The sequence below is a fragment of the Micromonospora sp. DSM 45708 genome (assembly GCF_039566955.1).
GTDB lineage: Bacteria > Actinomycetota > Actinomycetes > Mycobacteriales > Micromonosporaceae > Micromonospora.
The window spans coordinates 6,677,609-6,702,987 of the sequence record NZ_CP154796.1; the positions used below are offsets into that span (position 1 = coordinate 6,677,609).

The 25,379-nt window shown below is 74.1% G+C and carries 23 protein-coding genes; 12 read left to right on the forward strand and 11 right to left on the reverse strand.

Annotation, left to right across the window (positions count from 1 at the left end; genetic code table 11):
• Nucleotides 1-109 precede the first annotated feature (109 nt).
• From VKK44_RS29315 to VKK44_RS29345, 7 genes are read right to left on the reverse strand one after another with little or no spacing between them, the layout of a single operon-like run.
• Nucleotides 110-1,042: a sulfotransferase family protein gene (locus VKK44_RS29315; protein ID WP_343444392.1), complete on the reverse strand. Its 933-nt coding sequence runs from the start codon at nucleotides 1,040-1,042 to the stop codon at nucleotides 110-112.
• Between the two features lie 28 nt (nucleotides 1,043-1,070).
• A complete protein-coding gene (locus VKK44_RS29320) occupies nucleotides 1,071-2,678 on the reverse strand; it encodes an MATE family efflux transporter (protein ID WP_343444394.1) in 1,608 nt (535 codons plus the stop codon).
• Nucleotides 2,645-3,508: a sulfotransferase domain-containing protein gene (locus tag VKK44_RS29325; RefSeq protein WP_343444396.1), complete on the reverse strand. Its 864-nt coding sequence runs from the start codon at nucleotides 3,506-3,508 to the stop codon at nucleotides 2,645-2,647. Before VKK44_RS29325 ends, VKK44_RS29320 begins: the two co-directional genes overlap by 34 nt.
• Before the next feature lie 17 nt (nucleotides 3,509-3,525).
• A complete protein-coding gene (locus VKK44_RS29330; RefSeq protein ID WP_343444397.1) occupies nucleotides 3,526-4,731 on the reverse strand; it encodes a hypothetical protein in 1,206 nt (401 codons plus the stop codon).
• On the reverse strand, nucleotides 4,731-6,221 hold the full coding sequence (locus tag VKK44_RS29335) for an O-antigen ligase family protein (protein WP_343444398.1): 1,491 nt from the start codon (nucleotides 6,219-6,221) through the stop codon (nucleotides 4,731-4,733). The genes VKK44_RS29330 and VKK44_RS29335 overlap by 1 nt, the downstream gene beginning before the upstream one ends.
• Nucleotides 6,218-7,225 carry a DUF3048 domain-containing protein gene (locus tag VKK44_RS29340; RefSeq protein WP_343444400.1) on the reverse strand — a complete coding sequence of 336 codons (1,008 nt, stop codon included), beginning with the start codon at nucleotides 7,223-7,225 and terminating at the stop codon, nucleotides 6,218-6,220. The genes VKK44_RS29335 and VKK44_RS29340 overlap by 4 nt, the downstream gene beginning before the upstream one ends.
• Nucleotides 7,222-9,048, reverse strand: a complete 1,827-nt coding sequence (locus VKK44_RS29345; protein ID WP_343444401.1) for a Wzz/FepE/Etk N-terminal domain-containing protein — start codon at nucleotides 9,046-9,048, stop codon at nucleotides 7,222-7,224. Before VKK44_RS29345 ends, VKK44_RS29340 begins: the two co-directional genes overlap by 4 nt.
• 501 nt (nucleotides 9,049-9,549) lie before the next feature.
• On the opposite strand from VKK44_RS29345, the gene VKK44_RS29350 reads away from it, so the two are divergent.
• Genes VKK44_RS29350 through VKK44_RS29365 form a run of 4 tightly spaced genes read left to right on the forward strand, consistent with a single transcriptional unit; the run spans nucleotide 9,550 to nucleotide 12,510 of the window.
• On the forward strand, nucleotides 9,550-10,026 hold the full coding sequence (locus VKK44_RS29350; protein WP_343444402.1) for a UDP-N-acetylglucosamine--LPS N-acetylglucosamine transferase: 477 nt from the start codon (nucleotides 9,550-9,552) through the stop codon (nucleotides 10,024-10,026).
• On the forward strand, nucleotides 10,026-10,604 hold the full coding sequence (locus tag VKK44_RS29355) for a glycosyltransferase (protein WP_343444404.1): 579 nt from the start codon (nucleotides 10,026-10,028) through the stop codon (nucleotides 10,602-10,604). The genes VKK44_RS29350 and VKK44_RS29355 overlap by 1 nt, the downstream gene beginning before the upstream one ends.
• Complete coding sequence (locus tag VKK44_RS29360; RefSeq protein WP_343444405.1) at nucleotides 10,601-11,599, forward strand: sulfotransferase family protein; 999 nt, start codon at nucleotides 10,601-10,603, stop codon at nucleotides 11,597-11,599. Before VKK44_RS29355 ends, VKK44_RS29360 begins: the two co-directional genes overlap by 4 nt.
• Nucleotides 11,596-12,510 (forward strand): glycosyltransferase family 2 protein, encoded by a 915-nt coding sequence (locus VKK44_RS29365; protein WP_343444406.1) that lies wholly within the window; start codon nucleotides 11,596-11,598, stop codon nucleotides 12,508-12,510. Before VKK44_RS29360 ends, VKK44_RS29365 begins: the two co-directional genes overlap by 4 nt.
• A 61-nt stretch (nucleotides 12,511-12,571) precedes the next feature.
• On the opposite strand, the gene VKK44_RS29370 is transcribed toward VKK44_RS29365, so the two are convergent.
• Nucleotides 12,572-14,275, reverse strand: coding sequence for a hypothetical protein (locus VKK44_RS29370; protein WP_343444408.1), 1,704 nt, complete (start codon nucleotides 14,273-14,275; stop codon nucleotides 12,572-12,574).
• Between the two features lie 103 nt (nucleotides 14,276-14,378).
• Complete coding sequence (locus VKK44_RS29375) at nucleotides 14,379-15,257, reverse strand: 3'(2'),5'-bisphosphate nucleotidase CysQ (RefSeq protein ID WP_343444409.1); 879 nt, start codon at nucleotides 15,255-15,257, stop codon at nucleotides 14,379-14,381.
• A 197-nt stretch (nucleotides 15,258-15,454) separates the two neighbouring features.
• On the opposite strand from VKK44_RS29375, the gene VKK44_RS29380 reads away from it, so the two are divergent.
• Together VKK44_RS29380 and corA are read left to right on the forward strand one after the other, a co-directional pair.
• A complete protein-coding gene (locus VKK44_RS29380) occupies nucleotides 15,455-16,549 on the forward strand; it encodes an aminotransferase-like domain-containing protein (protein WP_343444411.1) in 1,095 nt (364 codons plus the stop codon).
• 302 nt (nucleotides 16,550-16,851) lie between these two features.
• On the forward strand, nucleotides 16,852-18,000 hold the full coding sequence (gene corA / locus VKK44_RS29385) for a magnesium/cobalt transporter CorA (RefSeq protein ID WP_343444412.1): 1,149 nt from the start codon (nucleotides 16,852-16,854) through the stop codon (nucleotides 17,998-18,000).
• Nucleotides 18,001-18,099: 99 nt separating this feature from the next.
• Here corA and VKK44_RS29390 read toward each other — a convergent pair whose 3' ends face one another.
• Entirely contained in the window at nucleotides 18,100-18,921 is an 822-nt protein-coding gene (locus VKK44_RS29390; protein ID WP_343444414.1) for a hypothetical protein, read from the reverse strand.
• An 84-nt stretch (nucleotides 18,922-19,005) separates the two neighbouring features.
• Between VKK44_RS29390 and VKK44_RS29395 the strand changes: the two genes are divergently transcribed.
• Together VKK44_RS29395 and VKK44_RS29400 are read left to right on the forward strand one after the other, a co-directional pair.
• Nucleotides 19,006-19,536 (forward strand): peptidylprolyl isomerase, encoded by a 531-nt coding sequence (locus VKK44_RS29395; protein WP_343444415.1) that lies wholly within the window; start codon nucleotides 19,006-19,008, stop codon nucleotides 19,534-19,536.
• A 25-nt stretch (nucleotides 19,537-19,561) separates the two neighbouring features.
• Nucleotides 19,562-20,503, forward strand: coding sequence for a rhomboid family intramembrane serine protease (locus VKK44_RS29400; protein ID WP_343444416.1), 942 nt, complete (start codon nucleotides 19,562-19,564; stop codon nucleotides 20,501-20,503).
• A 340-nt stretch (nucleotides 20,504-20,843) separates the two neighbouring features.
• Here VKK44_RS29400 and VKK44_RS29405 read toward each other — a convergent pair whose 3' ends face one another.
• Nucleotides 20,844-21,278: a PH domain-containing protein gene (locus tag VKK44_RS29405; RefSeq protein ID WP_343444417.1), complete on the reverse strand. Its 435-nt coding sequence runs from the start codon at nucleotides 21,276-21,278 to the stop codon at nucleotides 20,844-20,846.
• A 113-nt stretch (nucleotides 21,279-21,391) separates the two neighbouring features.
• On the opposite strand from VKK44_RS29405, the gene VKK44_RS29410 reads away from it, so the two are divergent.
• The 4 genes from VKK44_RS29410 to VKK44_RS29425 all read left to right on the forward strand — a co-directional run bounded on the left by VKK44_RS29410 (nucleotide 21,392) and on the right by VKK44_RS29425 (nucleotide 25,350).
• Nucleotides 21,392-22,564, forward strand: coding sequence for a thiolase family protein (locus VKK44_RS29410; protein WP_343444418.1), 1,173 nt, complete (start codon nucleotides 21,392-21,394; stop codon nucleotides 22,562-22,564).
• Between the two features lie 70 nt (nucleotides 22,565-22,634).
• Nucleotides 22,635-23,147 (forward strand): hypothetical protein, encoded by a 513-nt coding sequence (locus VKK44_RS29415; protein ID WP_343444419.1) that lies wholly within the window; start codon nucleotides 22,635-22,637, stop codon nucleotides 23,145-23,147.
• A 69-nt stretch (nucleotides 23,148-23,216) separates the two neighbouring features.
• Entirely contained in the window at nucleotides 23,217-23,909 is a 693-nt protein-coding gene (locus tag VKK44_RS29420) for a response regulator transcription factor (protein ID WP_343444420.1), read from the forward strand.
• A complete protein-coding gene (locus VKK44_RS29425) occupies nucleotides 23,902-25,350 on the forward strand; it encodes a sensor histidine kinase (RefSeq protein ID WP_343444421.1) in 1,449 nt (482 codons plus the stop codon). The genes VKK44_RS29420 and VKK44_RS29425 overlap by 8 nt, the downstream gene beginning before the upstream one ends.
• Nucleotides 25,351-25,379: the final 29 nt, after the last annotated feature.

Below are 25,379 nucleotides of genomic sequence, written 5' to 3' on the forward strand. Positions count from 1 at the left end.
CAGGATGGTCGCCGGCCCCACGGTCAACCTGCTGGCGGGGCCCCGCGTCAGCGGGACGGCACGCCGGGCCGGGCGGGCGACCCCTGGCACTCTACCCGTGCAAGCGTCCTCACGGGTGGTAGCCGAGTTCCGCCAACAGCGGGCCGGCCTGGGCCAGCACGTCGGTCAGGTCCTCTTCGGTCAGTCGCTTCCGCCAACGCCCCACCGAGTCGGGCCGGGCCTGCGCGAACCGGGCGTGCAGCGCCTGCCGACCGGCCGGGTCCGCGACCGCCAGGAAGTCGGCGACGACCTCGGCCGCCTCGGCCGGCCGGGTGACCACATCCTCGTAGCGCAGGTGCCGGACCCGGTCCGCCGGCAGCGCGGCGAGCTGACTCAACGCGCTGCTGGTGAAACGTCGCCACATCCAGGCGGACCGGCCCAGGTCGGAGACGCGGGTGAACTCCTCGCGCCGCTCCGGTTCCACCCAGAACCGCGGAGCGGCACCCCACGGCGTACCGCCGCGACCACTGCGCCCGGTGCCGGTCGAGGCGGCGTTCAACCACGGCTGCTCGGCGTGCGACACCGCCACGTCCCGGCCGTCCCGGTAGACGTGCAGGAAGACCGCGTCCGGGAAGACCTCGGCCAGGAACGGCACGATGAAGCAGTTCTCCGGGTCCTTCTCGGCGAACCGCAGCCCACCGTGGCCGGCGGCGGCGAGCAGTGCGCCGTAGTAGCCACGGAAGTAGCGCGCGGCGCGCTGCGGGGTCCAACTTCCCTCGTAGACGCAGCGGGCGACCGCCTTGGTCAGCCGCGGCTCGTAGTGGTAGGACACGTCCGGCAGCGCCCCCACGCAGCTACCCAGGAACGTGGTGCCGGAGCGCGGGGCGCCGAGGATGAAGATCGGCCGCTCCACCCTCAGGGTGAGCTTCCGCTTGCCGGCCTCCACCGGTCGCTCCAGATCCCGGCGTTCCTTGCGGTCCGCCAACAGGCCGACCGCGGCGAGCTTGGCGGCCTTCACCGTGGACAGCCCGGAGTGCGGGGCGAGGGGGGAGTCGCTGGTCATCGAAGATCCCATCGGTACGCAGGAACGGTCAGGACTGGGCCGCCGGGTCCGCCCCGGCGCGGTTACGGCCCCGGCGCAGCGACCGGAGCGCGTCGAGGTGCAGCGTGCGCCGCCACCGCCACGCCCCCGCCAGGTACGCCGCCACACCGGCGACCGTCACCAGCGCGAGCACCGGCGGCGTCGCGCCGAGCAGGGTGGCCACCCCGAGCGGCAACCCCAGCGCGACGACGGCCAACGCCATCGCGGCCCGGGTGCCGGCGCCGAACGGATGCAGCCGCATCGACCACCAGAGCTGGGTCAGCGGCACCAGGTTGGTGACCAGGATGGAGAGGGTCCAGGCCAGGGCGGCGCCGAGGATGCCGTGGCGCGGGATGAGCAGCAGGTTGGCGACCACGTTGAGCACCGTGCCGCCCATCGCGTTGTAGAACGTCCACGCGGTGCGGCCGGCCATGTTGAGCACCATGTCGACCATGCCGCACCCGGTCGCCACCAGCATGGTCAGCGCGAGCAGCACGACCACCCGACGGCCGCCGTCGTAGCCGGCGCCGAACAGCGACAGCATGGGCGCGGCGAACGCCGCGAAGATGAGGTACGCCGGCCAGGAGAGCAGCACCAGCCACCCGGTGGCGGCCTGGTAGAGCTGCCGGGCGTCGGCCCGGTCGCCCCGGGCGAACGCGGCGGCCAGCCGGTGCTGCACCGAGCTGGAGAGCGCGACGCTGGAGAGCTGACCCAGCGCCAGGAACCGGGTCGCCGCCGTGTAGATCGCCGCGTCCGCCGGCCCGCGCAGCGCGCTGAGCAGCACGATGTCCAGTCGCTGCACCACGATCGCGGCCACACTGCTGATCGCGCGAGGGCCGGTGAACCGCCAGAACGGGCCGACCATCTCACCGACCGGGGTCGGACGGGCCACCTGCCGGCCGGCCCGACCGACCAGCCGACCCAGCCAGATCAGCGCGACCACGGCGGCGAGAAGGTACGGCACCACCCAGGCCAGCGGCAACGCGACGGTGGCGGAGAGCCCGAGCCAGGCGGCCACCGCCACGGCCAGGAACTGCACCAGCGTGCGGCCGAGCCGCTCCACGGTCAGCAGCGGGCGCATCTGACCGAAGCCACGACAGGCGGCCAGCGCGTAGTCGTTCAGCGCGGCCAGCGGCACGAACGCCAGCAGGATGCGCAGCGCGGTCACCGCGCCCGGACCGGCCTCCGGCATGGTCGCCCGGGCCAGCGCCGGCGCGGCCAGCCAGCCGGCCGCGCCCAGCAACGCGCCGACCGCCAGCACCGGCAGCAGACCGGCCAGGATCGTGCCGCGGATCTGGTCCCGCCGGTCGAGCGTGCGCTGCCGGCTGACGAAGTAGACGGTGCCCACGTCGGTGCCGAGCCGGGCCGCCGACGCGGCGATCATGAAGGCGCTGGTGGCGGCGAAGAACATGCCGGCCTCGCGGACCGACCAGCCCCGGGCGATGACGATGTTGAGGCCGAAGCCGGCCACCGCGGCCAGACCCACGCCGAGCAGGTTGGCGAAGCCCTGCCGGGCCGCGCCGCCCAGGCCCGCGCCCGGCCTGACCGCCGGTAGGACGACCGTGGCGTCGGCGTCCGCCCGGGTCACCGCCGCCACGACGGCACGCGTCCCCACCACGAGGCCAGCCGCTCGTCGTACGGGGCGAAGTGGTTCTCCAGCCGGGCCCGCAGCTCGGCCGACATCGGCGAACGGGACCGCGAGTTGTGCTTGCCGAACGCGATGTCCGCCCAGCGGGGCAGCTCCAGGAAGTCGCAGACCGCGTCGAAGGACGGTCGCGGGTCGGCGAAGAAGTCGTCGCTGTCGATGACGTGCAGCCGGTCCCGGCCGATCAGCGCCTCCAGCCGCTCCACCTGCTCGATGTAGCGGCCCCGGGCCAGGTAGGAGTTGTGCTGGAAGTGCTCGCTGGCGTACGTCGGGTCGGCGGTCATCCGCTCCCGCTCGCCGGCGGTCCGCTGCTCCTCCAGCGCCAGCGCGCGTTCGAAGTCCGCCTCGGTCTCGTAGCCGCGGGCCAGCTCGTGGGAGTGCGCCGAGTAGGCCCGCTCCACCGGGTCACGCAGCAGCACCAGCAGCTTCACCGACGGCAGGTCCTTGGCGATCCGCTGCCCGGCCAGCGGATGGAACATGTAGTAGGGGCTCGACTCGCCGGTGATCCCGCGCACGCCGAGCTGCGCCTTCACCGCGTCCGCCTTGCCGTTGGTGGGGAAGTGCCCGAGGTACCAGCTCATGCCCCGGTGGTAGTCGACGTCGAAGTAGTGCACACCCTTGTGGTAGGCGGGCGGCAGCACGCCGGGATGCTGCGAGAGCGTCTTGAACAGCGAGGTGGTGCCGCAGCGCTGCGCCCCCACGATCAGGAATCCCGGCACCATCCGTGAGCCCGCGGTCAACCGACCGACCGTCCGACTCACCGACTTCACCGCGCGGAGCGCCTGCTCCCTGGCCACCGTCACGTCCCCACTCCTCACTCTCACCGGGCCCGACGGGCCAGGTGCTCCTCGACGGCGGGCAGCAGCCAGGTGTCGACGTGCCCCAGTCGCGCACCCGCCTCGGCCTGCCGGTCCCGCAGATAACGTGCCGCCAGCTCCACCAGGTAGAGCACGGCGACGAGGTCGGCGCCCCCACCGACGGAGTCGAACGGCGCGAGCGTCCGGTCGGCGCCGGCGATCAGCGCGCGGGCGGCCTCGATCGGCTCCACCCCGTCGTGGCTCATCGCGCCCTGCACCGCCAGGTGCAGCGCGTCGTAGCCGGCCGGCACGTCCGCCTCGAACCGTTCCCAGTCCCAGACCAGCACCCGGCCGTCGGCCAGCACCGCGCTGTTGCCGCCGTTCCAGTCCCCGTGCCAGGCGCCGAACGCCACCACCGGGTCGGCGTCCGCGACCGACTTCAGCGCCGCGCGCAGCCGTCCGGCCTCCGGCCGGTCACCGAGCGCGTCCACCGCGGCGGCGAGCCGGGCCGCGTGCCCGCTGCCCGCCCACGGCTCCCGGCGTACGCCGAGGCAGCCGGCCACCGCCACCATGGCGGCCCGCTCGGCCGCCGCCGCGGCGGCCGGGGCGGCCCGGGGCAGCCGCACCGGCAGCGCCTCCTGGACCAGCAGCGCGTGCCCGTGCCAGTCGCCGTGGTGGCGGACCCCGGCCAGGACGACCGGGCCGAGCGGCACGCCGGCCAGGCGGCGCAGCGCGGTGGCCTCCGCGTCGACCAGGGCCCGGGTCAGCGGGTCGACGCCGAGTTTGGCGTAGCCGAGGGCCCGGCCGTCCGGGGCGAGGAGTTGCAGGACCGGCTTGCGGTTGGCCCGGGCCGGGCCGATGTGCAGGCTGACCAGCGCCGCTTCGCCCAGCACCTTGGTCAGGTAGGCGTCCAGCCCGCCGCCGGCGACCACCAGCCGGTCACGGAACACCACCGGCCCCAGCCCGAGCCGGAACGCGGTGGCCAGCCCCTGCCGGACCAGCTTGGCCTTGCGGCCGACCGCCTCGGTGGAGTGCCGGACGGCGCCGGCCGCGGCCCGGCCCGAGCCGGTCGGCACCAGCAGCCGGGGGCGGGCGGCCGAGGGCACCACCACCCAGCCGGCGCCGCCCCGGCGCAGCGCGGGTTCGGCCGGCGCGGGCCAGATCAGGCCGGCCAGCTCACCGAGGTAGGCGGAGCGGCCGTCGCCGTCCGGGGGTACGCGGAGCACCATCAACGTTCACCGGCAGCTTCCAGTCGGGCCCGTAGCCCGGCGATCGTGCCCTTGGGTGGCGTCGGCGCGAGCGCCCGGCGCAGCCGGTCGTTGCGGGCCAACAGGGCGATCGAGATCAGGGCGTAGGCGAGGGTGGCTTCCAGTGCGCCGTAGGTGAACTGGAAGAAGAGCATCAGGATGATCACGAGCGTGCCGGCGATCCCGATCGGGCTGTGGTCGCGCCGGTACCGCCAGAGGCAGTAGAGGAAGAAGCCGTTGTAGGCCAGCGCGCCGACCCAGCCCTGGCCGACGAGCAGCGCCCAGAGCTGACCGTTGCTGCCCAGCTCCCGGTTGCCGCACTGCTTGCAGTCGTCGGACTTGCCGATGGCGATGGACCGGTTACTGCCGATCAGCGCGCGGTTGCCGCCGTAGCCGAGGACCGGCGAGTGGTTGGCCGCGGTGACCGCGCCCTCGGACAGCGTGGTGCGGATGTCGTCGCTGTGCCCGTTCTGCAACCGTTCGTCGAACGTGCGGCCGAGCGGGGTGGCGACGATCAGCACGCCGATCAGCCCGACCGCCAGCGCGAGCCCGCCGAGCACCACCATCCGGCCGCGCAGCGCGAGCCGGATCGCCACGTAGACCGCGGCGATGCCGAGACCGATCCAGAGCCCGCGGTTGAGCGAGTAGATGATCGGGAAGATCGCGGCGAGCGCGATGGCCACGCCGGCGGTCCGGCGCAGCGGCTTGCCCAGCACCACCCAGCCGACGATCAGCCAGACCAGCAGGATCGCGGTGTTCTCGCCCCACGAGTTCGTGTACGTGAACGGCGCGGACGGCCGGGGCGAGCTGGCCTCCCCCTCGATCACCTGCTGCACCTGGGCGAACTTCACGTCCATCAGCGAGGCGACGAAGGGGTGGGTGGCGATCGAGTGCGGCAGGACGAAGCGCAGCGGCGCGACGAACCCCATGGTGGGGAAAAGCGAGCCGAGCCAGCCACCGACGACCACCACCACGCCCATGAACCCGAACAGCCGGATCATGCGGCGGCGGGACAGCTCCCGCTCGCTGAGGTTGAAGACGTAGAGCATGGCCACGGTCATGGCGACGAAGTTGGCCAGCCGGATGCCCCAGCCGAGGTAGCGGCCTCCGCCACCGCCGGGTGGCAGCGTGTCCGGTGCGGTGAGCCCGAGCGTGAGCACGGACAGGAACAGCCAGAGCAGCAGGATCAGCCAGATGCCGAAGCCGGGCGGCACCCGGACCGGACCGCGCCGGGCCATCTGCACCACCATCGGCACCGCGAAGATGATGAAGACGAAGCTGGACACCCCGAGCGCCCACCACACCGGCCAGAGCAGGAAGAGCGAGATCAGCGGCCACGCGGTCGGTAGCCGCCAGGACCAGCCCTTCGGCCGTGCCCGCACCGGCGCGAGGCGGTTGCCCCCGGGCGGCGGCACCACCGCGCCCACCGGGACCGACCCGCGCGCCGGGCGGGGTGGGGTGACGGTGCTCATTTCACGGCGACCTTGGCGGTGGTCGGCGCGTAGATCACCCAGGCGTTGCCGGGTTGCGGGTGCAGCAGGTCGCCCCCGACGTCGGCGAGCGTGCAGACCATCCCCAGGCCGGGCTTGCGCCAGCGGCCCTTCGCGCTGGTCGGACCGGACACCGCGACCACCGCGCCCTCGCCGAAGACGTTCGCCGACGGCAGCGCGCGGAACGACGGCTTACGCACCTCCAGCGTGCGGTACTCCATGGTCAGCACGATCACCGAGGCCGCGGTCACCGTCGCGGTGCCGACCTTGCCCACCCAGCGGGCCTTCGGCTGGTCGTACCGCCAGACCATCGGCGGGCCGCCGGAGACGGTGATCGACAGCTCGGTGGCGGGCGTGAGGTCCCGGGCGGCCAGCGCGTCGCCGTCGGTGGCGTGGTCCAGCGCCGGCGTGGGCGGCTGGCCCCCCTTCGGGGCGGCCTTGAGCAGCGCGGCCGTCGAGGTGTAGTCGCCGCTGAAGACCTTGCCGTCGTCGTCCGGGGTGACGCCGTCGAGGTCGGAGCTCTCGAACTGGCTGAGGAAGCCGGTCGGGCCGCCGGCGTATCCGACGAACGGGCGCAGCACCGAGACCGAGCGGATGTCGACCGGCCGGATCTCGGTCACCGGCCCGATCTTGGCGGCGTCCCGGGAGTGGAACACGGCGGTCAGGTGCAGCGTGTCCGATTCCGCGAACTCGGCGTAGACCAGGTCGGCGGCCTCCAGGCCGGCCGGGGTGGTGGCGGGGCTCACCCGCATCGGCACCGCGACCGCCTGGCGGGTGGCCGCCGCCGGCGTGCCGACCGGGGCCCCGGTCAGCGGCCCCGTCGGCAGGCTGGAGGTCGGGCTGGCCGACGGGGGCGTCGCGGCGACGCTGCCCGGGTCGGCCACGTCGACGCTGCCCGGCTTCGGCTGCGGCTCACTGCACCCCGTGCCGACGCCGAGGACGACGGCCGGAGCGAGGGCGGCGCGGATCATCTGCCGGCGGTTCACCCCAGGTCCTCGCCGGAGTCGATGGCGTAGCTGCGGCCGTCACCGCCGTCGCCCCGGGAACGGTAGGTGCCGCCGGTGCCGTTGACCGGCATCGGCTTGCCCGGGCCGGCCGGCGGCTTCACCGGCGCGGCGCCCTTGCCCGGAGCCGCCGGCTTCGCCGACCCGGCGGCCGGGCCGGAACGGGACGACTGCATGCGCGGCAGCACCATGGTGGACTCGGCCGACGGGCCGGGACTCGGCCGGGGCTTGGGCCGGTTGGCCGGCGCCGCCGGAGTGGTCGGGCCGGCCGGCGCGACCGGGCGGGTGGCGCCACCGGTCGGCGCGGGCAGGCGCGGCGCCAGCACCGCGCCGATGACCGGCGCGTTGACCTGCTCGAACTGCTGGAGAGCGGCGGTGATCTCACCGCTGCGGGTCTTGCCGGACTCGGCCACCACGATCACCGCGTCGACGTAGCGGCCCAGTGCCTGGGCCTCCACCGCGTGGGTCGGCTGCGCGGTCTCGATCAGCACGTGGTCGAAGCGTGCGGTCAGCTCGTGCAGGATCTCCAGCAGGCCGGCGACCGGCAGCTCCACCTCCGCGTCCAGCTCGCCCGGGACGAGCACCCGGAGCTGGCCGAGCCCCGGCACCGGCGCGAGCGCCTTGAGCGCCGGCACGTCGCGGCGGAGCACCGAGGCGAGACTGTGCCGCCCCTCGGCGACCCCGGTGATGCTGCTCAGCGCCGAGTCCGGCTTGGTGGTGACCAGCGCGACCTGCGCGCCGGTGCGGGCGTACGCGGCGGCCAGGTTGGCGGCGACGAACCCGGCGGCGGTGCCGGCCGAGCCGTCGCAGAGCAGGAGCTGACGGCCGCGACCGGCCTGGGCCGACTCGGGGACGGCGGAGAGCAGCACGTTGCGTAGCCGGCCCAGCTCGCGGGAGATCCGGTGGGTGGCGGGCAGGACGGAGAGCGACGGCGGGCGGGCCGTCAGCTCCAGCAGCAGCGGCAGACCGACCCGGTCGGAGATGTCGCGCCCGCGTCGGATCCGGGTGTCGAGCCGGTCCAGCACCAGGGCCAGCACGATGCCGAGCAGCAGACCCGCACCCATCCCGCTGGCCAGGTTGAGCGTGCGGTTCGGCGAGCTGGGCCGCTCGGGCAGCCGGGCGTCCGAGATGATCTCACCGGGGTCGGAGTCGGCCGAGACCAGCGGGCTGAGCCGGTTGTTCAACCCGTTGAGCTGGTTGGTCAGCACGCTGCGGTCGGCCTCGGCGCGCTCCCGCTCGGGGGAGTTGGCCGGGGCCGCCGCGATCCGCCCCGCGACGGAGCTGAGCTGCTTGTTCAGGTCGGCGATCTGCTGCTTGAGCGCGGTGGTCTCGTTCTCCAGGGACTTCTGCGCGGTCGCCTTGCGCAGGTCGAGGTAGGCCTGCGCGAAGGCGTGCGAACCCGCCTGCGCCTGGGCCGGGGTGCCCGCCTCGTAGGCCACCTGGAGGATCTGGCTGTTCGGCGGGACGCTGACGGTCACGGACTTGACCAGCTCGTCGCCGCCGGTGGTGACCTTCATCAGGCCCTTGGCCCGCTCCGCCACCACGAGTGACCGGACCACCTGCGCCTCGGTGTCGAGGTTGACCTTGGCGTTCGGGTTGCTCTCCGCGCCGGAGCCGAGCGGGCGCACCAGCAGCGAGGTGGTCGAGGTGTAGCGCGCGTCCTGGAGTTGGTTGATCGCCAGGCCGCCGGCCAGGCCGAGGACCGCGGCGAGCAGCAGGATCCACCAGCGGCGGCGCAACCAGCCCAGGTACGCCATCAGGGCAAGACCGTCGGAGTCGTTCTCGGCCAAATGGGGTGAGGGCATCAGAGTCTGTCGCTCCCTTTCGACCGAGCCGGGCAGTCCACGGCACAGCTGGAACTGACCGTGACTTCGAGTGTCCCCGATCCGAACGTTGAGGGAAAGTCTGCTCACGTTCCGGTAAGCCTGCCCAGGTGTGGGCAGCCCGCGAAGAGATGGCCGAGCTGTGCTGGCCATTCAGCGGGTTTCCCGGCGTCGGGCCCGACCTGCCCCCGGGAGCCGGCGTCGCCGCCGGCTCGCGTACGGAGCGGTGACGGAATCCTGACACATCCACCCCGGGGCCGGTGGTCCCGGCCCACCGACCCGGGCACCACGCGGCTGACCTGGCGGGTCACACCGCCGGTTGGATCCCGGCGACGGGAATCCCGAGGTGACCCGACCGGACGGCCGGGATCCGTCCAACGGCCCCTTCAGTTGCCCAGGGCCGCGCCAGTAGGTTGTCAGGGCGCGTCCGAGGGGCATTCACGTAAATCCGGGCGCGGACGCACGGTTACGGGAGGAAACGTTGTGGTGAGCGGGTCAACCGAGGGCTCGGGACAGGTCCTGCTGGTCGGCTCCAGTGGCGGGCATCTGGCCCAGCTCCTGGCTCTGGAACCGTGGTACCGGGAGCGGAGCCGGGCGTGGGTCACCTTCGACACGCCGGACGCCCGCTCGCTGCTCGACGGCGAGGACGTGGTCTGGGCGCACCACCCCACCACCCGTAACGTCAAGAACCTGGTCCGTAACGCGTTCCTCGCGCTGACGGTGATCCGCCGGCGCCGGGTGGACGCGGTGGTCACCACCGGCGCCGGCGTCGCCCTGCCGTTCGTGGTGGCGGCCCGGCTGCGTCGGATCCCCACGGTCTACATCGAGGTGTACGACCGGATCGACAGCGCGACGCTGACCGCCCGGCTCTGCCGGCCCTTCCTCTCCGCGATGCTCGTGCAGTGGGAGGAGCAGCGCCGGATGTACCCGGAGGCGACCGTCGTGGGGAACCTCCTCTGATGGGGCTCCTTCCGCAGCAGCGGGACCGACGGTCCGTGCCCTACGTGCTGGTCGTGGTCGGCACCGACGTGCACCGCTTCGACCGCCTCGTCGGCTGGCTGGAGCGCTGGCACACCGCCCGCCCCGGGGTCCGGCTGGTCCTCCAGTACGGCCACAGCCGCCCGCCGGCGCTGCCCGAGGCCACCCCGTTCCTCGGCCACGAGGAGCTGCAACGCGCGATGGCCGAGGCCACGCTGGTGGTCAGCCACGGCGGGCCGGCCACCATCACCGAGGCCCGCCGCACCGGCCACCTGCCGATCGTGGTGCCCCGCGACCCGGCCCACGACGAGCACGTCGACAACCACCAGCAGCTCTTCTCCCGGCGACTGGGCGCGGCCGGCATGGTCCGGCTCTGCGAGACCGAGGCCGAGCTGCTCGCCGCGCTGGACGAAGGGCTGGCCGACCCGGGCCGGTTCGTGCTGGCCGCCGACCCGGGCCGGCCGGACCCGCGCGCCGAGGCGGTCGCCCGGGTCGGCGCCGTGATCGACGACCTGGTGGCCCGCCGGGTCCGCCAGCGGGCCGGCGGGCGGCGCGGATGAGCGCCCCGGAGCCGGCGCAGCCGCGCGTGCTCTTCGTCGGCGGCCTCGGCCGCAGCGGTTCCACGTTGCTGGAGCTGCTGCTGGCGCAGAGCCCCGACGTGTGCGCCGTCGGTGAGGTGGTGCACCTCTGGGAGCGGGCGCTCGGCGCGGACGAACGGTGCGGCTGCGGTGAGCGGTTCACCGCCTGCCCGTTCTGGCAGCAGGTCGGCGAGCAGGCGTTCGGCGGCTGGTCCGCGATCGACCGGGACGACGTGCTGGCGCTCAAGGACCGGGTCGACCGGACCCGGCACATTCCCCGGTTGGCGAAGAACTCGCTCCCGCCGGAGCAACTCGCCGACGTCCGCCGCTACGCCGACCTCTACACCCGGATCTACCGCGCCGCGCTCGCGGTGACCGGGGCGCGGGTGGTGGTCGACTCCAGCAAGCACGCCTCGCTCGCCTTCGCGCTGAGCTGGGCCGACGGGCTCGACCTGCGGGTGCTGCACCTGGTGCGGGACAGCCGGGCGGTGGCGTACTCCTGGGGCAAGCAGGTGCGCCGGCCCGAGGTGGTGGACGGCGAGGACTTCATGCCGACCTTCTCGCCGTTCGAGGTGAGCAAGCTGTGGACCGCGCAGAATGCCGCGTTCCACCTGCTCGCCCAACGGGCGAAGGTGCTCCGGCTGCGCTACGAGGACTTCACCGCCGACCCGGCCGGCACCGTACGCCGGGTTCGCGACTTCAGCGACCTGCCGGACGATCCGGCGGCGCTGCGCATCCTGGCCGGCGACGCGCCGGACGCGGCGGCCGAGCCGGCCGCGCCGTTCCGCGCGCACAGCGTCGCGGGCAACCCGTTGCGGTTCAGCGGTGGCCCGCTGACGGTACGCCGGGACGAGGCGTGGCGGGACCGCCTGCCGCGCCGCAGCCGGGCCGTGGTCAGCCTGGCCACGTTGCCGCTCCGAGTCCGCTACGGCTACCTGGGCCAGCGGGGATCCGACGAATCCGTGGAGAGAACATGAGTGGGCCGAGCATCTCGGTCGTCGTACCGACGCGGGACCGTCCGGAACTGCTGCGCGCGGCGCTCGACGCCATCCTCAGCCAGGCGCACCCCGGGCTGATCGAGGCGATCGTGGTCTACGACCAGTCCGAGCCGGACCGGTCGCTGGAGTCCGACCGCGGCGACCGGCGGGTCCGGGTCATCACGAACACCCGCACCGCCGGGCTGGCCGGGGCGCGCAACACCGGCATCGAGGCGGCCACCGGCGACTGGGTGGCGTTCTGCGACGACGACGACGAGTGGCTGCCCGGCAAGCTGGCCGCCCAGTTCGGGGCGCTCGACGTGCACCCGGACGGCGCGCTGGTGAGCTGCGGCATCCGGGTCAGCTACGACGACCGGACGGTGGACCGGTCGCTGGACCGGGCCCGGATCTCGCTGGAGGCGTTGCTCCGGGACCGGCTCACCGAGCTGCACCCGTCCACGTTCCTGATCCGCCGGGCCGCGCTGCTCGACGCGATCGGGCTGGTCGACGAGCAGATCCCGGGCAGCTACGCGGAGGACTACGAGTTCCTGCTCCGCGCCGCCCGGTACGCGCCGCTGGTCAACGTGGAGAGCCCGTACGTGCTGGTGCGCTGGCACAAGCGGTCCTACTTCGCGCAGCGCTGGGAGACGATCTCGACCGCGTTGCAGTGGCTGCTGCGCCGCTATCCCGAGTTCGCCACCGTGCCGCACGGCGAGGCCCGGGTGGCCGGTCAGATCGCGTTCGCGCAGGCGGCGATGGGCAACCGGCGGGACGCGGTCCGGTGGGCCCGGCGCACGCTGGCCCGCAACCCGAAGGAGCCGCGCGCCTACCTGGCGCTGGCGGTGGCGAGCCGGGCCGTGCAGGCCGACCGGGTGCTGCGCACGCTGCACAAGCGCGGCCGGGGCATCTGAGCCGTACGCGGAACGGGCGGGCGACCGAGGTCGCCCGCCCGTCGTGGTCCGCCGGCCCGGCTCAGGCCACGCAGAACGCCTTCCACGCCTGGATGCTCGGCTGGTCGAGCAGCCGGAAGTCACCCTGGCTGACGGTCTGGTTGTAGTAGGCCACGAACTCCGGCCGCTGGCCGTTGAGGAAGCCGGCCATCGACCGGATCCATTCCGCGCGGCCGGTGCCGGAGTCACCGGGCACCAGGTCGCTGCCGGTCTCCGCGACACCCCACGGCTTGCCCAGCGCCTTCGACTTGTTGATCATCGGGCCGTAGATCTCCTGCGGCGAGGCGTACCGCTTCCACTTCTTGCCCCAGTTGTAGCAGTCCCAGCCGAGCGCCTCGATCACGTCGCCACCGGGGTAGAACGCGTCGAAGCTGCGCCCGGACTTCGGGTCGAGCGTCCAGCACATCAGGATCAACGTGTTGATCAGCCTCGGGTTGCCCGCCTGTTCGGCCAGGCCGGCGACCCGCTTCCACGCCGACCGGTACGCGTCGGTGCTGAACGCGCCGCGCTCGACGTCGTCCTCCGGCTCGTGGAAGTAGGACCAGTACACGTTGTGGTCGCGCGGGATCGAGGCGAACCAGGAGCGCAGACGGGAGTCGTGCCGGCCGGAGTTGATCTCCTGGGGTGAGGCCTTGAACGACACCACCACGGTGCGGTCGACCACGTCGGCGCGGCTGCCCGACCAGGCCGGCGGCAGGCCGGGGAAGAAGATCCGGGCCATCTGGAGCTTGCCGAACGTCCGGTCGGAGCGGCTCAGCGCCTGGCCGAAGCTCTCCCCGTTCTGCACGCCGATCGACGCGCCGGGCAACGTCTGCCGCGTACCGGCGAAGCCCTTGGCGCCCGGGGCGGTGGAGGCCGACGGTTTCGCGCCGGGTTTGCCGCCGAGGCCCTGGTCCGCGCTCGGTGCGGCGGCGCCGGGCGTCGCCGGCGCGCCCAGGCCGGCCGACGGCGCCGGGCCGGCGCTGGCCGGCACCTCGCTGGCCTGCGGGTTGGTCGCGTCCGGCCGCAGCGCGGCCACGGCGACACCGCCGCCGGTCAGGGCCAGCGCCACCGCCGTCGCCAGTACCGCGCGCCAGCGCCGCCGGGGCACGCCGGGCGGCGGACCCGACGCGACCGGTGGGCGCGGCGGCTGGCCGGGACCACCGGTGGCCGGCCGGGCGTCCGACTCGGCCGGTACGCCCTCGGGCGGCGGCCCGGTCAGCGTGGCGGTCGCGGTCGCGCCCTCACCCCAACCGGCGGTCGCGCCCTCACCCCAACCTGTGGTCGCTCCCTCGCCCCAACCGGCGGGCGTCGGCGCGGCCCCGGCCCAGCCGGCGGTCGCGATCGTTCCGTCGGCCCGGGTCGCGGGCGCGGTGGGCGCGTCGCCCCAGCCGGCGGTGGCCGTCGTTCCGCCGGCCCAGTCGCCGGCCGGCGTCGTTCCGTCGGCCCAGCCGACGGGTGCCCGGTCGGGGCCGGTCACGGCGTGGTCGACGCCGACCCGGCCGGGCGGCTCGTGCCCCGGCCAGGCCGGTCCGGCGTCCACCCAGGACTGCTCCGGGTGGCCGTGGCCGGGCAGCTCCCGCTCCGGCCAGGGCAGGTCGCCCTGGGCGTGGACCGGCGCCGGTCGCGGTGCCGTGTCCTCCGGCCAGGGCAGCGCGGGGCCGCCCGATCGGCGAGAAATGTCCTGTCCCGGCCACAGGCCGGTCGGCTGCCCGAAGGCATCGTGCGGGTCTCGGTCGGCCGGCATGGCCCTCCCTGGCTGTCGGCGGCCCGGGTGTCGGGCTCAGGTCGGACGCGCATTCGCACCCGACGATAACCCCGATTCACCCTGGCCGTACGTACCGTCACTCTCAGCCGAACGCCTCACCCGGGTCACCGGTGACGGCCGAAGCGGGCATCTCGACCCCGGTCCGGGCGATCGCGTCGAGCAGCCGGTCGGCCAACTCGGGGCGGCAGACCAGCAGATCGGGCAGGCGCGGGTCGGCGCGGTTGTAGCGCAGCGGCGAGCCGTCGATCCGGGACGCGTGCATGCCCGCGCCCAGCGCCACCGCGACCGGCGCGGCGCTGTCCCACTCGTACTGGCCGCCCGCGTGGACGTACGCGTCGACCTCACCGGTCACCACCGCGCACACCTTGACCCCGGCCGAGCCCATCGGAACGGCCCGGGCGTCCAGCAGCTCGACCAGCTCACCCACGAACGCCGGCGGGCGGCTGCGGCTCACCGCGATCCGGATCGGTCCGTCGGTCGCCTTCGGCGTCGGGCAGGTGGTGCCGAGCACGACCGGCGTACCGTCCACGGTGGTCCGGGCCGGCATGCCGACCGCGCCGGCGACCAGCGCGCCGTCCGGCGCGGCGGAGCGCTGCCAGAGCGCCACGTGCACCGCCCAGTCGTCCCGACCGGCCTCGGAGAACTCGCGGGTGCCGTCCAGCGGGTCGATGATCCAGACCCGGTCCGCCTCGTGCCGGGGTGCCCGCTCCCCGTCCGCCCAGGCGCGGCGCGCGTCGGCCTCCTCCTCGGAGAGCACCGCGTCCGCCGGCCGCCAGCGCGCCAGCGCCGCCGTCATCAGCTCGTGCGACGCCTGGTCGCCGGCGTCCTTGAGCGCCTTCGGGTCCGCGAAGCCCTGCCGGTCCCGCAGCGCGGTGAGCGCCGCCCCGGCCTCGGCGGCCAGCCACTGCGCGAACTGCTGGTCGTCGAGTCGTCCCGTCTCGTCCTCGGTCACGAGCCCCATCCCTGTCTCGCGGGTCTGCCGCGACCCGTCATCCTTCGGCGACCGGTGTCCCCGGCGCCAGCGTCCGGTCGGATCGTAGACAGTCGCGAGCCGGCCTCGGCTCCCCGTCGACGCTGGTCGCCGCCGGTGGCCGCCCGCATGTTGAACTTCGCGTGTATGCCGTTCGGACCCGGCCGAGCAGGCCCTAGGCTCTGCGCATGACCGCCGAGCAGCTGATCTCCTTCGCCCGTGGGGCTCCCTCGCTGGACATCGTCGATGTCGAGGGGCTCAAGGCCGCCGCCGTCCGCGCCTTCGACGCCGACCCCGCCGGGGTCACGGCGTACGGGACCTCCGTCGGCTACCCGCCCCTGCGGAAGTGGATCGCCGAGAAGCACGGCGTCGATGCCGACCAGGTGCTGGTCACGAACGGCTCGTTGCAGGCCGACGCGTTCCTCTTCGACCACCTGGTCCGTCGCGGCGACGCGGTGGTCGTCGAGCGCCCGACGTACGACCGCACGCTGCTCAACCTTCAGCAGATGGGCGGCGAGGTGCACGGCGTGACCATCCAGCCGGACGGCCTGGACACCGCCGAGCTGCGCAAGCTGTTGGAGTCCGGGGTCCGGCCGCGACTGGCCCACGTGATCCCGAACTACCAGAACCCGGCCGGTGTGACGCTCTCCCTGGAGAAGCGCCGTGAGCTGCTCGACCTGGCCGCCGAGTACGACTTCACGATCTTCGAGGACGACCCGTACGCGGACATCCGGTTCCGGGGCGAGCCGCTGCCCTCGATGCTGTCGATGGACACCCGGGGCGTGGTGGTGCACGCCTCCAGCTTCACCAAGACGGTCTGCCCGGGTGTGCGGGTCGGTTACCTGGTCGGCCCCGCGGAGCTGATCGCGGCGATCGCCAAGCGGGCCACCAACCTCTACATCTCGCCGGGCATGGTGGCCCAGGCGATCGTGCACCAGTTCTGCGTCTCCGGCTCGATCGAGCGGTCGATCCACACGGTCCGCTCGGCGCTGGGCGAGCGGGCCGGGGTGCTGGCCGAGTCGCTGCGCCGGCACATCCCGGAGGCCCGGTTCGTCGAGCCGGACGGCGGCTACTTCCTCTGGATCGAGCTGCCGGAGGACGTCGAGGTCGACCGGCTGGCGCCGGCCGCCGCCGAGCGCGGCGTCGCGGTGGTCAAGGGCAGCGACTTCATGGTCGACGGCGGGCGGCACGCGCTGCGGTTGGCGTACTCCGCGGTGACGGCGGACCGGATCGACGAGGGGGTACGGCGGCTCGCCGAGGCCATGGCGGCCGTTCGCGGTTGATTTTCTGTCGGGTTTCCGACAGAAAGGCCCCACTGGCCGGCTCGGCTCTCCCGCCGGGCCGGCCTTCGGCCCACAATGCTGCGAGCGTCGCTCGCGTTGCGGCGATCGGCCCGCGGGTCGGCGACGCCGCCAGCATCACTCCCGCCCCCAAGGGTGCCGGGTGGGCCGTGTCGCCCCTCACCCCCCTGACGCGGCCGGCCCGCCCGGCACCGCACCGCGTGCCCGGCCGACCGCAGCCCGCGCTGCGCCCGCCCCGATCGGCGTAACCTGCAAGCCGCAGTTCCGTGGAGAGGGGGCGAGAGATGACGGACCGGGTGGCACGCGACCGCACCGACGGCCAGCACGGCGACCGGCCACCCCGGCCACGCGCCTGGGCGGCGCCGGTACGCGCCATGTCCCGCATCCTCAACGCCGACGGCTCCCCGCAGGCGCCCCAGCCGACCCGTCCCGGGCGCAGCGGGATCGTCGACTGCGGGCTCTACGTCGACGGCGAGCGCCGACCCGGCCGCCCGCAGTACGCGGACGCCCTGGCCGCCGCCCGCCGCGAGCGGGACGGCTTCGTCTGGCTCGGCCTGCACGAGCCCGACCTGACCGAGATGACCGAGATCGCCGCCACGTTCGGCCTGCACGAGCTGGCCGTGGAGGACGCCGTCAAGGCCGAGCAACGCCCGAAGCTGGAGCATTTCGGGGAGATCGTCTTCCTGGTGCTGCGGACCGCCCGCTACTGCGAGCACACCGAGCTGACCGAGAACTCCGAAGTGGTGGAGACCGGCCAGGTGATGCTCTTCATCGGGCCGAACTTCGTGATCAGCGTGCGGCACGGGGACGCCTGCCGGCTGTCGCCGGTCCGCGCCGACCTGGAGGCGAAACGCGACCTGCTGCGGCAGGGGCCGTGGGCGGTCGCGTACGCGATCACCGACCGGGTGGTCGACCTCTACCTGGAGGTCGCCGACCGGCTGGAGGACGACCTCGACGTGCTGGAGGCGGACGTCTTCGACCGGCAGAGCAGCGGCCGGATCCAGCGGATCTACCAGATGAAGCGGGAACTGGTCGAGTTCAAGCGTGCCGTGGTGCCGTTGCAGCGCCCGCTGATGACGCTCACCGCCCAGGTCAACCGCGCGGTGCCGCAGGAGGTACGGCGCTACTTCCGCGACGTGCAGGACCACCTCAGCCGCACGGTCGAGCAGGTCAACTCGTACGACGACCTGCTCAACTCGATTCTCCAGGCCCGGCTGGCCCAGGTCACCGTCGACCAGAACAACGACATGCGCAAGATCGCCGCCTGGGCCGCCATCGGCGCGGTGTGGACCGCGATCGCCGGCATCTACGGCATGAACTTCCAGAACATGCCCGAGCTGACGTGGACGTACGGCTATCCGGGCGTGTGGGCGGTCAACCTGACCCTGTCGTTCGTGCTCTACCGCTGGTTCCGCCGCAACGGCTGGTTGTGACCGGCGACACCGGCCCGGGCGCGGCGGGTCCGCACGCGGAAGCGCCGGCCACGCGGGACGTGCCCGCGTGCCGGCGCTGTTCCGTCGGCCGGTTCCGGCTCAGCGGCGACCGCTGGCCTTCGCCGCGTTCCTGCCGTTCTGGGCGGCCTTGGTGATGTCGTCGGCCGGCCGGCCGGAGACGTCCCGGGCACCCTCGGCGACGGACGGGACCTGGCTGTTCGGGTGGATCACCGGGTCGGCACCGGGCGTGGTGGTTGACGCGCTGCTGCCGTCCGCCACCGCCGAGCTGCCGGCGCCGGTCGGACCGGCCTGGGTCACCTTCGCGCTCGCGTCCGGGGTTTCCACCACGATCGTGTCCACGTCCTCCCGCATCGGCTCCAACGTGTCCTGACCGGTCGGGCCGAGCGTGCCGGTCGGGTCGTACTCGGCCCACTCCTGCTGCTCGCGGCGGCGGCGCATGGCCATCGCCCCGGCCAGGCCGGCGACGGTGCCGGCGATCAGCAGGCCGGTGGTCATGCCCCGCGACCTGCGCTGCTTCTTCTTTCCGGCCTTCATGTTCTTCGCCTTCTTCGTCAACGCGGACTGCTTCGCCGCCATGGCCTTCCGACCGGTCAGCGCCTTGCCCGCCGCCTCGGTCCGGGCGCTGCGCACGGCCAGCAGCACCGGGGCGAGCGCGGCGGCGCTCGACGCGACACCGCTGGACGCCCGGTCCCGGACCATGACCGCGGTGGGTGCGACGGCGACCCGGGCTGCCTGGACCCGCGGGCCGACCGTGGCACCGGCGCCCTTCGCCGCGTACGAGGCGGCCTGCCTCAGGTGACCGATGCCCTGGTTCAGCTCGGCCTTGGCGAGCTGGCCCTGGGTCTTTCGCCGCCCGATTCCAAACACGGTCCCACCTCCTGGGAGTTGTTCCTTCGTCATCCTCCACCTTCGGATGCCTCCGCATGGCCAGATCGGGCACATGGGAGGATCCGCAAGGAACTGACCAACGAGTGAGGAGTACCCGTGGCCGAGGCTGTCTACGCCACCCTGCACACCAACGCCGGCCCGATCCGGCTGGAGCTCTTCCCGAACCACGCGCCGAAGACCGTTCGCAACTTCGTGGAGCTGGCCGAGGGCAACCGGGAGTACATCGACCCGCGTACCGGTCAGCCGGGCAGCGGGCCGTACTACGACGGCACCATCTCGCACCGGGTGATCAGCGGCTTCATGATTCAGATGGGCGACCCGACCGGCACCGGGCGCGGTGGCCCGGGCTACAAGTTCGACGACGAGTTCCACCCGGAGCTGCGCTTCGACCGGCCGTACCTGCTGGCGATGGCGAACGCCGGGCCGGGCACGAACGGTTCGCAGTTCTTCATCACGGTGTCGCCGACGCCGCACCTGAACAACCGACACACCATCTTCGGCCAGGTCGCCGACGAGGAGTCGGTGAAGGTCGTCGACTCGATCGCGAACACCCCGACCGGGCCGAGCGACCGGCCGGTCCAGGACGTGGTGATCGAGCGGGTCGAGATCGAGCGGCAGCAGTCCTGAGCATCGCGCGGGTACCTTTGCTCGCATGACTGAGCGCTCCGGGCAGGCAGGCGACGCCACCGAGGGGCCGGTGCCGACCACTCCGGTCTGCTACCGGCATCCCGATCGGGAGACGTACCTCCGGTGCACCCGCTGCGACCGGCCGATCTGCCCCGAGTGCATGCGCGACGCCTCCGTCGGCCACCAGTGCCCGGAGTGCGTCGCCGAGGGACGCCGCAGCGTGCGGCCGGCGCGTACCGCCTTCGGAGGCGGTGCCGCCGGCCGCCACGGCACCGTCACCAAGGTCCTGATCGCGCTGAACGTGCTGGTCATGGTGATCTCCATCGCGTCGGCCCGGAGCGGGTCCGCGATCGCCGGCGGCGGCCTCGGCGGCCTGATGGGCGGTGGGACCCCGCTGACCGAGTGGGGCGCGGTGCTCGGCCTGGCGCGCTTCCCCGACGGCTCGATCGGCGGGGTGGCCGACGGCCAGTGGTACCGGCTGGTCACCGCCATGTTCCTGCACTACGGCCTGCTGCACCTGCTGCTCAACATGTGGGGGCTCTGGGTGCTCGGCCGGTCGCTGGAGGCGCTGCTCGGGCCACTGCGTTTCCTGGCGCTCTACCTGCTCGCCGGGCTCGGCGGCAACGTCGCCGCCTACGTCTTCACCGAGCCGAACAGGTTCACCGCCGGCGCGTCGACCGCCATCTTCGGCCTGTTCGCCGCGATCTTCGTGATCATGCGCCGGCTGGGCCGGGACACCTCGGCGATCGTGCCGATCCTGGTGATCAACCTGGTCTTCACGTTCACCGTGCCGAGCATCTCGGTCGCCGGTCACCTCGGCGGCCTGGTGGTCGGCGCGGTGACGGCGCTGGTCCTGGCGTACGCCCCGCGGATGCGCCGGAACGTGTTCCAGGCGGCGGGTGTCGCGATCGTGCTGGTGGCCCTGATCGGCATGGCCGTCGTCCGCACCGCCGCACTGGCCGGCTGATCCGGCTCACTCCCGCGCGGCCCACGCCGACGGGTACGGCCTCGCGTTCCCGTGGACCGGGCCGCCCCTTCGGCGACGGGCCGGGTGACGCGGCTGGTCATCACTGTGCGTGCCGTCCGGGGTCTGGCGGTTCTTACCTCCACGGCATTCCGTCGCCGGCCCGGTCCCGGCGAAATTCTCCCAGCTCAGCGCCCGGATTGATCGGTGCTGGCAAGGAGGTCGCCCGGAGATGGCTCAACGAGCCGTGACGCAGAGCGGTCACCTGCCGGTTCGCGCCTGACGCCTACCCCACGTGACCGACGGGCAGCGGTCGGGCGGACCAGCGCGGTCACCCGCCGCGTCAGCGCGCGGCGGCACGGGCGGCGGTGAGCGTGGCGGCCACCTCGTCCAGCGGCGCGTCCAGGTCGCGGCGGCCGAACAGGTACAGCGACTCCCCGGCGTCGATCTCCAGTGTCTCGGCGGTGACCCCGCGCCGGCTGCGCCGGTCCAGCCGGATCGCCTCCACCGCGGCCCACGGCAGCCGGCGTCGGCCGGCGTACCCGCGGATCACGGTGAGGCCCTCCGGGCCGACGGCGAGCCGGACCGGCGCGACGAGGTCGCGCAGCGCCCACCCGAGCAGCGCGGCGGCGAGCGCACCGGCGAGCACCGGGCGGACCGGGTCGCCGGCGGCGAGCGCCAGGCCCAGGGCGGCCAGGGCGAGCGCGCCGAGCGCCTTGACCACCGGCAGCGCCCGGGGCACGCGCCACTGCCGGACCGGTGACGGCTGTGGATCCATCCGCCCAGCATGCCAGCGGCCGGGACCATCCGGCACGGCCGGGACGGTCAGGGAGGACGGCCGCTCGGGTCAGCACGTAGGATTGGGACAAGCGAGGTTACCGGGGAGTAGACATGAGTGACGCGGTCATCGTCGGTGCGGTGCGGACCCCGGTCGGGCGGCGCAAGGGCAGCCTCGCCGGCGTGCACCCGGTCGACCTCTCGGCACACGTGCTGCGCGCCCTGGCCGAGCGCGCCGGCATCGACCCGGGTCAGGTCGACGACGTGGTGTGGGGCTGCGTGTCGCAGGTCGGCGAGCAGTCCTGGAACGTGGCCCGCAACGCCGTGCTGGCGGCCGGCTGGCCCGAGTCCGTGCCCGGCACCACGCTCGACCGGCAGTGCGGGTCGAGTCAGCAGGCGCTGCACTTCGCCGCCGCCACCGTGCTCTCCGGCCAGGCCGACCTGGTCGTCGCCGGCGGAGTGGAGTCGATGACCCGGGTGCCGATGGGCTCCAGCGTGGCCGGCGGGATGCCGTTCAGCCCGGCGATCCTGGCCCGCTACCGCGGCGTCGAGGGCGTCGCCGAGGACTCGCCGCTGCCGTTCAACCAGGGCGGCGGCGCCGAGCTGATCGCCGAGCGGTGGCGCTTCTCGCGCACCCAGCTCGACGAGTTCGCGCTGGCCAGCCACGAGAAGGCGGCGGCGGCGCAGGACGCCGGCGCGTTCGAGCCGGAGCTGACGCCGGTGGCGCTCGCCGACGGCGGCAAGTTCACCGCCGACGAGGGCATCCGCCGGGACACCTCGCTGGCCAAGCTCGGCGAGCTGGCCACCCCGTTCCGCGCCGACGGTGTGGTCACCGCCGGCTCCGCGTCGCAGATCTCCGACGGCGCCGCCGCGCTCGCGGTGACCACCGCCGAGTGGGCCAGCCGACACGGCCTGCGCCCGCTCGCCCGGGTGCACACCGCAGTGGTGGCCGCCGACGATCCGGTCGCCATGCTCACCGCCCCCATCCCGGCCACCGCGAAGGCGCTGCGTCGTGCGGGGCTGGGCATCGAGGAGATCGGGGTCTACGAGGTGAACGAGGCGTTCGCCCCGGTGCCGCTGGCGTGGCTGGCCGAGACCGAGGCGGACCCGGAGCGGCTCAACCCCCGGGGCGGCGCGATCGCGCTGGGCCACCCGCTCGGCGGGTCCGGCGCGCGGATCATGACGACGATGCTCCAGCACATGCGGGACAACGGCATCCGCTACGGCCTGCAAACCATGTGCGAGGGCGGCGGCATGGCCAACGCCACCATCGTCGAACTGCTCTGAGAGCGGGTGGAAGTTCCAGAAATCGGCGGTGACCCATGTCACCCCGGGTCGACCACTCGTTGCACCCTGCATGGACGTGTTCTCCCGAACGTTCCTCCCGGCGGCGGCCGAGACCGGCCTGGCCACCCAGACCGCCACCCGCCACATGCCGGTGTTCCGCCGCTGTGTCGGCTCCGGTGACGCCACCATCCTGGTCACCCGGTGCAGCCGCCCGGGCCACCCGGTCGGCGGCGACTACCTCATGCTCCTCACCCACCGCCGGCTGGTGGTGACCCGGCAGACCCGGTTGCTGCACCGGCTGCGCCTGCACCTCAACACCGAGCTGCGGGAGTTGAGCAACGTCACCTGGAGCCCGGACCCACGGGCGCACAGCGTGGAGCTGGCGGCCACCGCCATCGACGGGGCACGCGAACGTTTCCTCATCCGTACCCACCACCCGAAGCAGGTGTGGCAGCTCGACGCGCTGCTCCACCACGCCTTCCGGACCCGACTGCGGGCCCCGGCGGAACGGCTGGTCGCCACCATCGGTGACTCGCCGGCCGGCAACCGGCCGGTCATGTTCCGGCCGGCACCGGCCCGCTGACGTTCTCCTTACCGAACCCGAACATCTCCCGGACCGTCCGGGCGGCCACCGGTCGGTCATCATGGGCCGGTGACCGCCGACACCGCGCAGCGCGGGCTCGTCCTCGTGGTGGAGGACGAGCCGTCCATCGCCGACCTGGTCCGGCTCTACCTGACCCGGGACGGCTTCGGCGTACACCTGGAACGGGACGGCACGGCCGGGCTGGCCGCCGCGCGGCGGCTGCGCCCGGTGGCCTGCGTGCTCGACATCGCGCTGCCCGGCCTGGCCGGCACCGAGATCTGCCGGCGGCTGCGTGCGGCGGGTGACTGGACGCCGGTCATCTTCCTCACCGCCCGCGACGACGAGGTGGACCGCGTGGTCGGCCTGGAACTGGGCGCGGACGACTACGTCACCAAGCCGTTCAGCCCGCGTGAGCTGGTCGCCCGGATCCGCGCGGTGCTGCGCCGCAGCGCCGGCACGCCGGCCGCCGCCGAGCAGCCGCGGGTGCTCGGCCCGGTCACGCTCGACCCGGCCCGCCGGGCGGTGACCGTCGGCGGGGCGCCGGTGCAGCTCACCTCCACCGAGTTCGACCTGCTCGCCCACCTGATGGCCCGCCCCGGCCGGGTGTTCACCCGGGAGGAGCTGCTGGCCGGCGTCTGGGGGTACGCGGCGCACGCCGGCACCCGGACCGTGGACGTGCACGTGGCCCAGGTCCGGGCGAAGCTCGGCCCGGCCAGCGTGATCCGCACCCACCGTGGCGTCGGGTACGCGGCCGATGCCTGACCAGCTCACCGTGGCGCTGCCGGTGATCCGGACCGGGCCCGCCGCACCGCCCACCCGCCGCCGGCCGGGCCACACGCTGACCGCCCGCGCGGTGCTTGTCACCTGCGCGGTGGCGCTGGTGTCGGTGCTGGTCACCGCGCTGGTGGCGGTGCCGCTGGCGGTGCGCGGCGCGGAACGGCGGGACCAGGACGCGCTGGCCGCCCAGGCCCGGCTCGCCGCCGACGTGCTGCGCGTCCGCGCGGTACGCCAGCGCGACAGCGCCGGGGACCGGCTCATCCGGCAGCTCCGCCAGCAGCAGATCGACGTGTACGTGGTGCGCGGCGGCCGGGCCGACCGGAGTGGCCTGCCCGCGCCGCTGGTCGCCCGGGTCGCCGCCGGCGGCAACGTCTCCGGCCGGCGACTCGTCGACGGGGAACGCCGGCTCGTCGAGGCGCGGGCGCTGCCCGGCGGCGACGGGGTGGTGCTCACCCGCGCCGTCACCGCCGGCCCCTGGCGGCAGGTGCTGCGCGGGCTCTGGCTGCCGCTGCTCGCCGGGCTCGCCGCCGGGGCGGTCGCCGGGCTGCTGCTCGCCCGCCGGCTGGCCCGACCGATCCGCGTCGCGGCCACCGCCGCCGCCCGGCTCCGGGCCGGTGACCGGGCGGTCCGGGTGCCGGTCGAGCCGCCCGACGAGGTGGCCGACCTGGCGCACGCGCTCAACGGGCTGGCCGCCGCGCTGGCCACCAGCGAGGGCCGGCAGCGTGAGTTCCTGCTCTCCGTCTCGCACGAGTTGCGTACGCCGCTCACCGCCATCCGGGGCTACGCCGAGGCGCTGGCCGACGGCGTGCTCGACGCGGACGCGGTGCCGGCGACCGGGCGTACCGTGCTGGCCGAGGCCGAGCACCTGGACCGGCTGGTCAGCGACCTGTTGGCGTTGGCCCGGCTGGAGGCGGCCGACTTCCCGCTGGAACCGGTGCGGGTGGACCTGACCGGGCTCGCGGCCGACGTGGCGCGCACCTGGTCGGACCGGTGCACGGCGGTCGGGGTGCCGTTCCGGGTGGAGACGCCGGGCGGGCCGGTGCCCGCGTACACCGATCCGGGTCGGATCCGGCAGGTGGTGGACGGGCTGCTGGAGAACGCGCTGCGGGTCGTACCCCCGGGGGCGCCGGTGGTGCTCGCGGTCCGGCCCGCCGGCGCGGACCCGGCCGCCGGCGGGGTCCTGGAGGTCCGCGACGGCGGGCCCGGCTTCACCGACGACGACCTGGCGGTGGCGTTCGAGCGGGGCGCGCTGCACCAGCGCTACCGGGGGGTGCGCAAGGTGGGCAGCGGGCTGGGGCTGGCGCTCGCCGCCGGGCTGGTGCGCCGGCTGGGCGGCGACATCGCCGCCGGGCACGCGCCGGAGGGCGGCGCGGCGTTCACGGTCCGGCTGCCCGGAGATCCTTACCTGGCTCGAACATCGGCCTGACGGTCCGCTCGCGCCGGTGCGGAACGCTG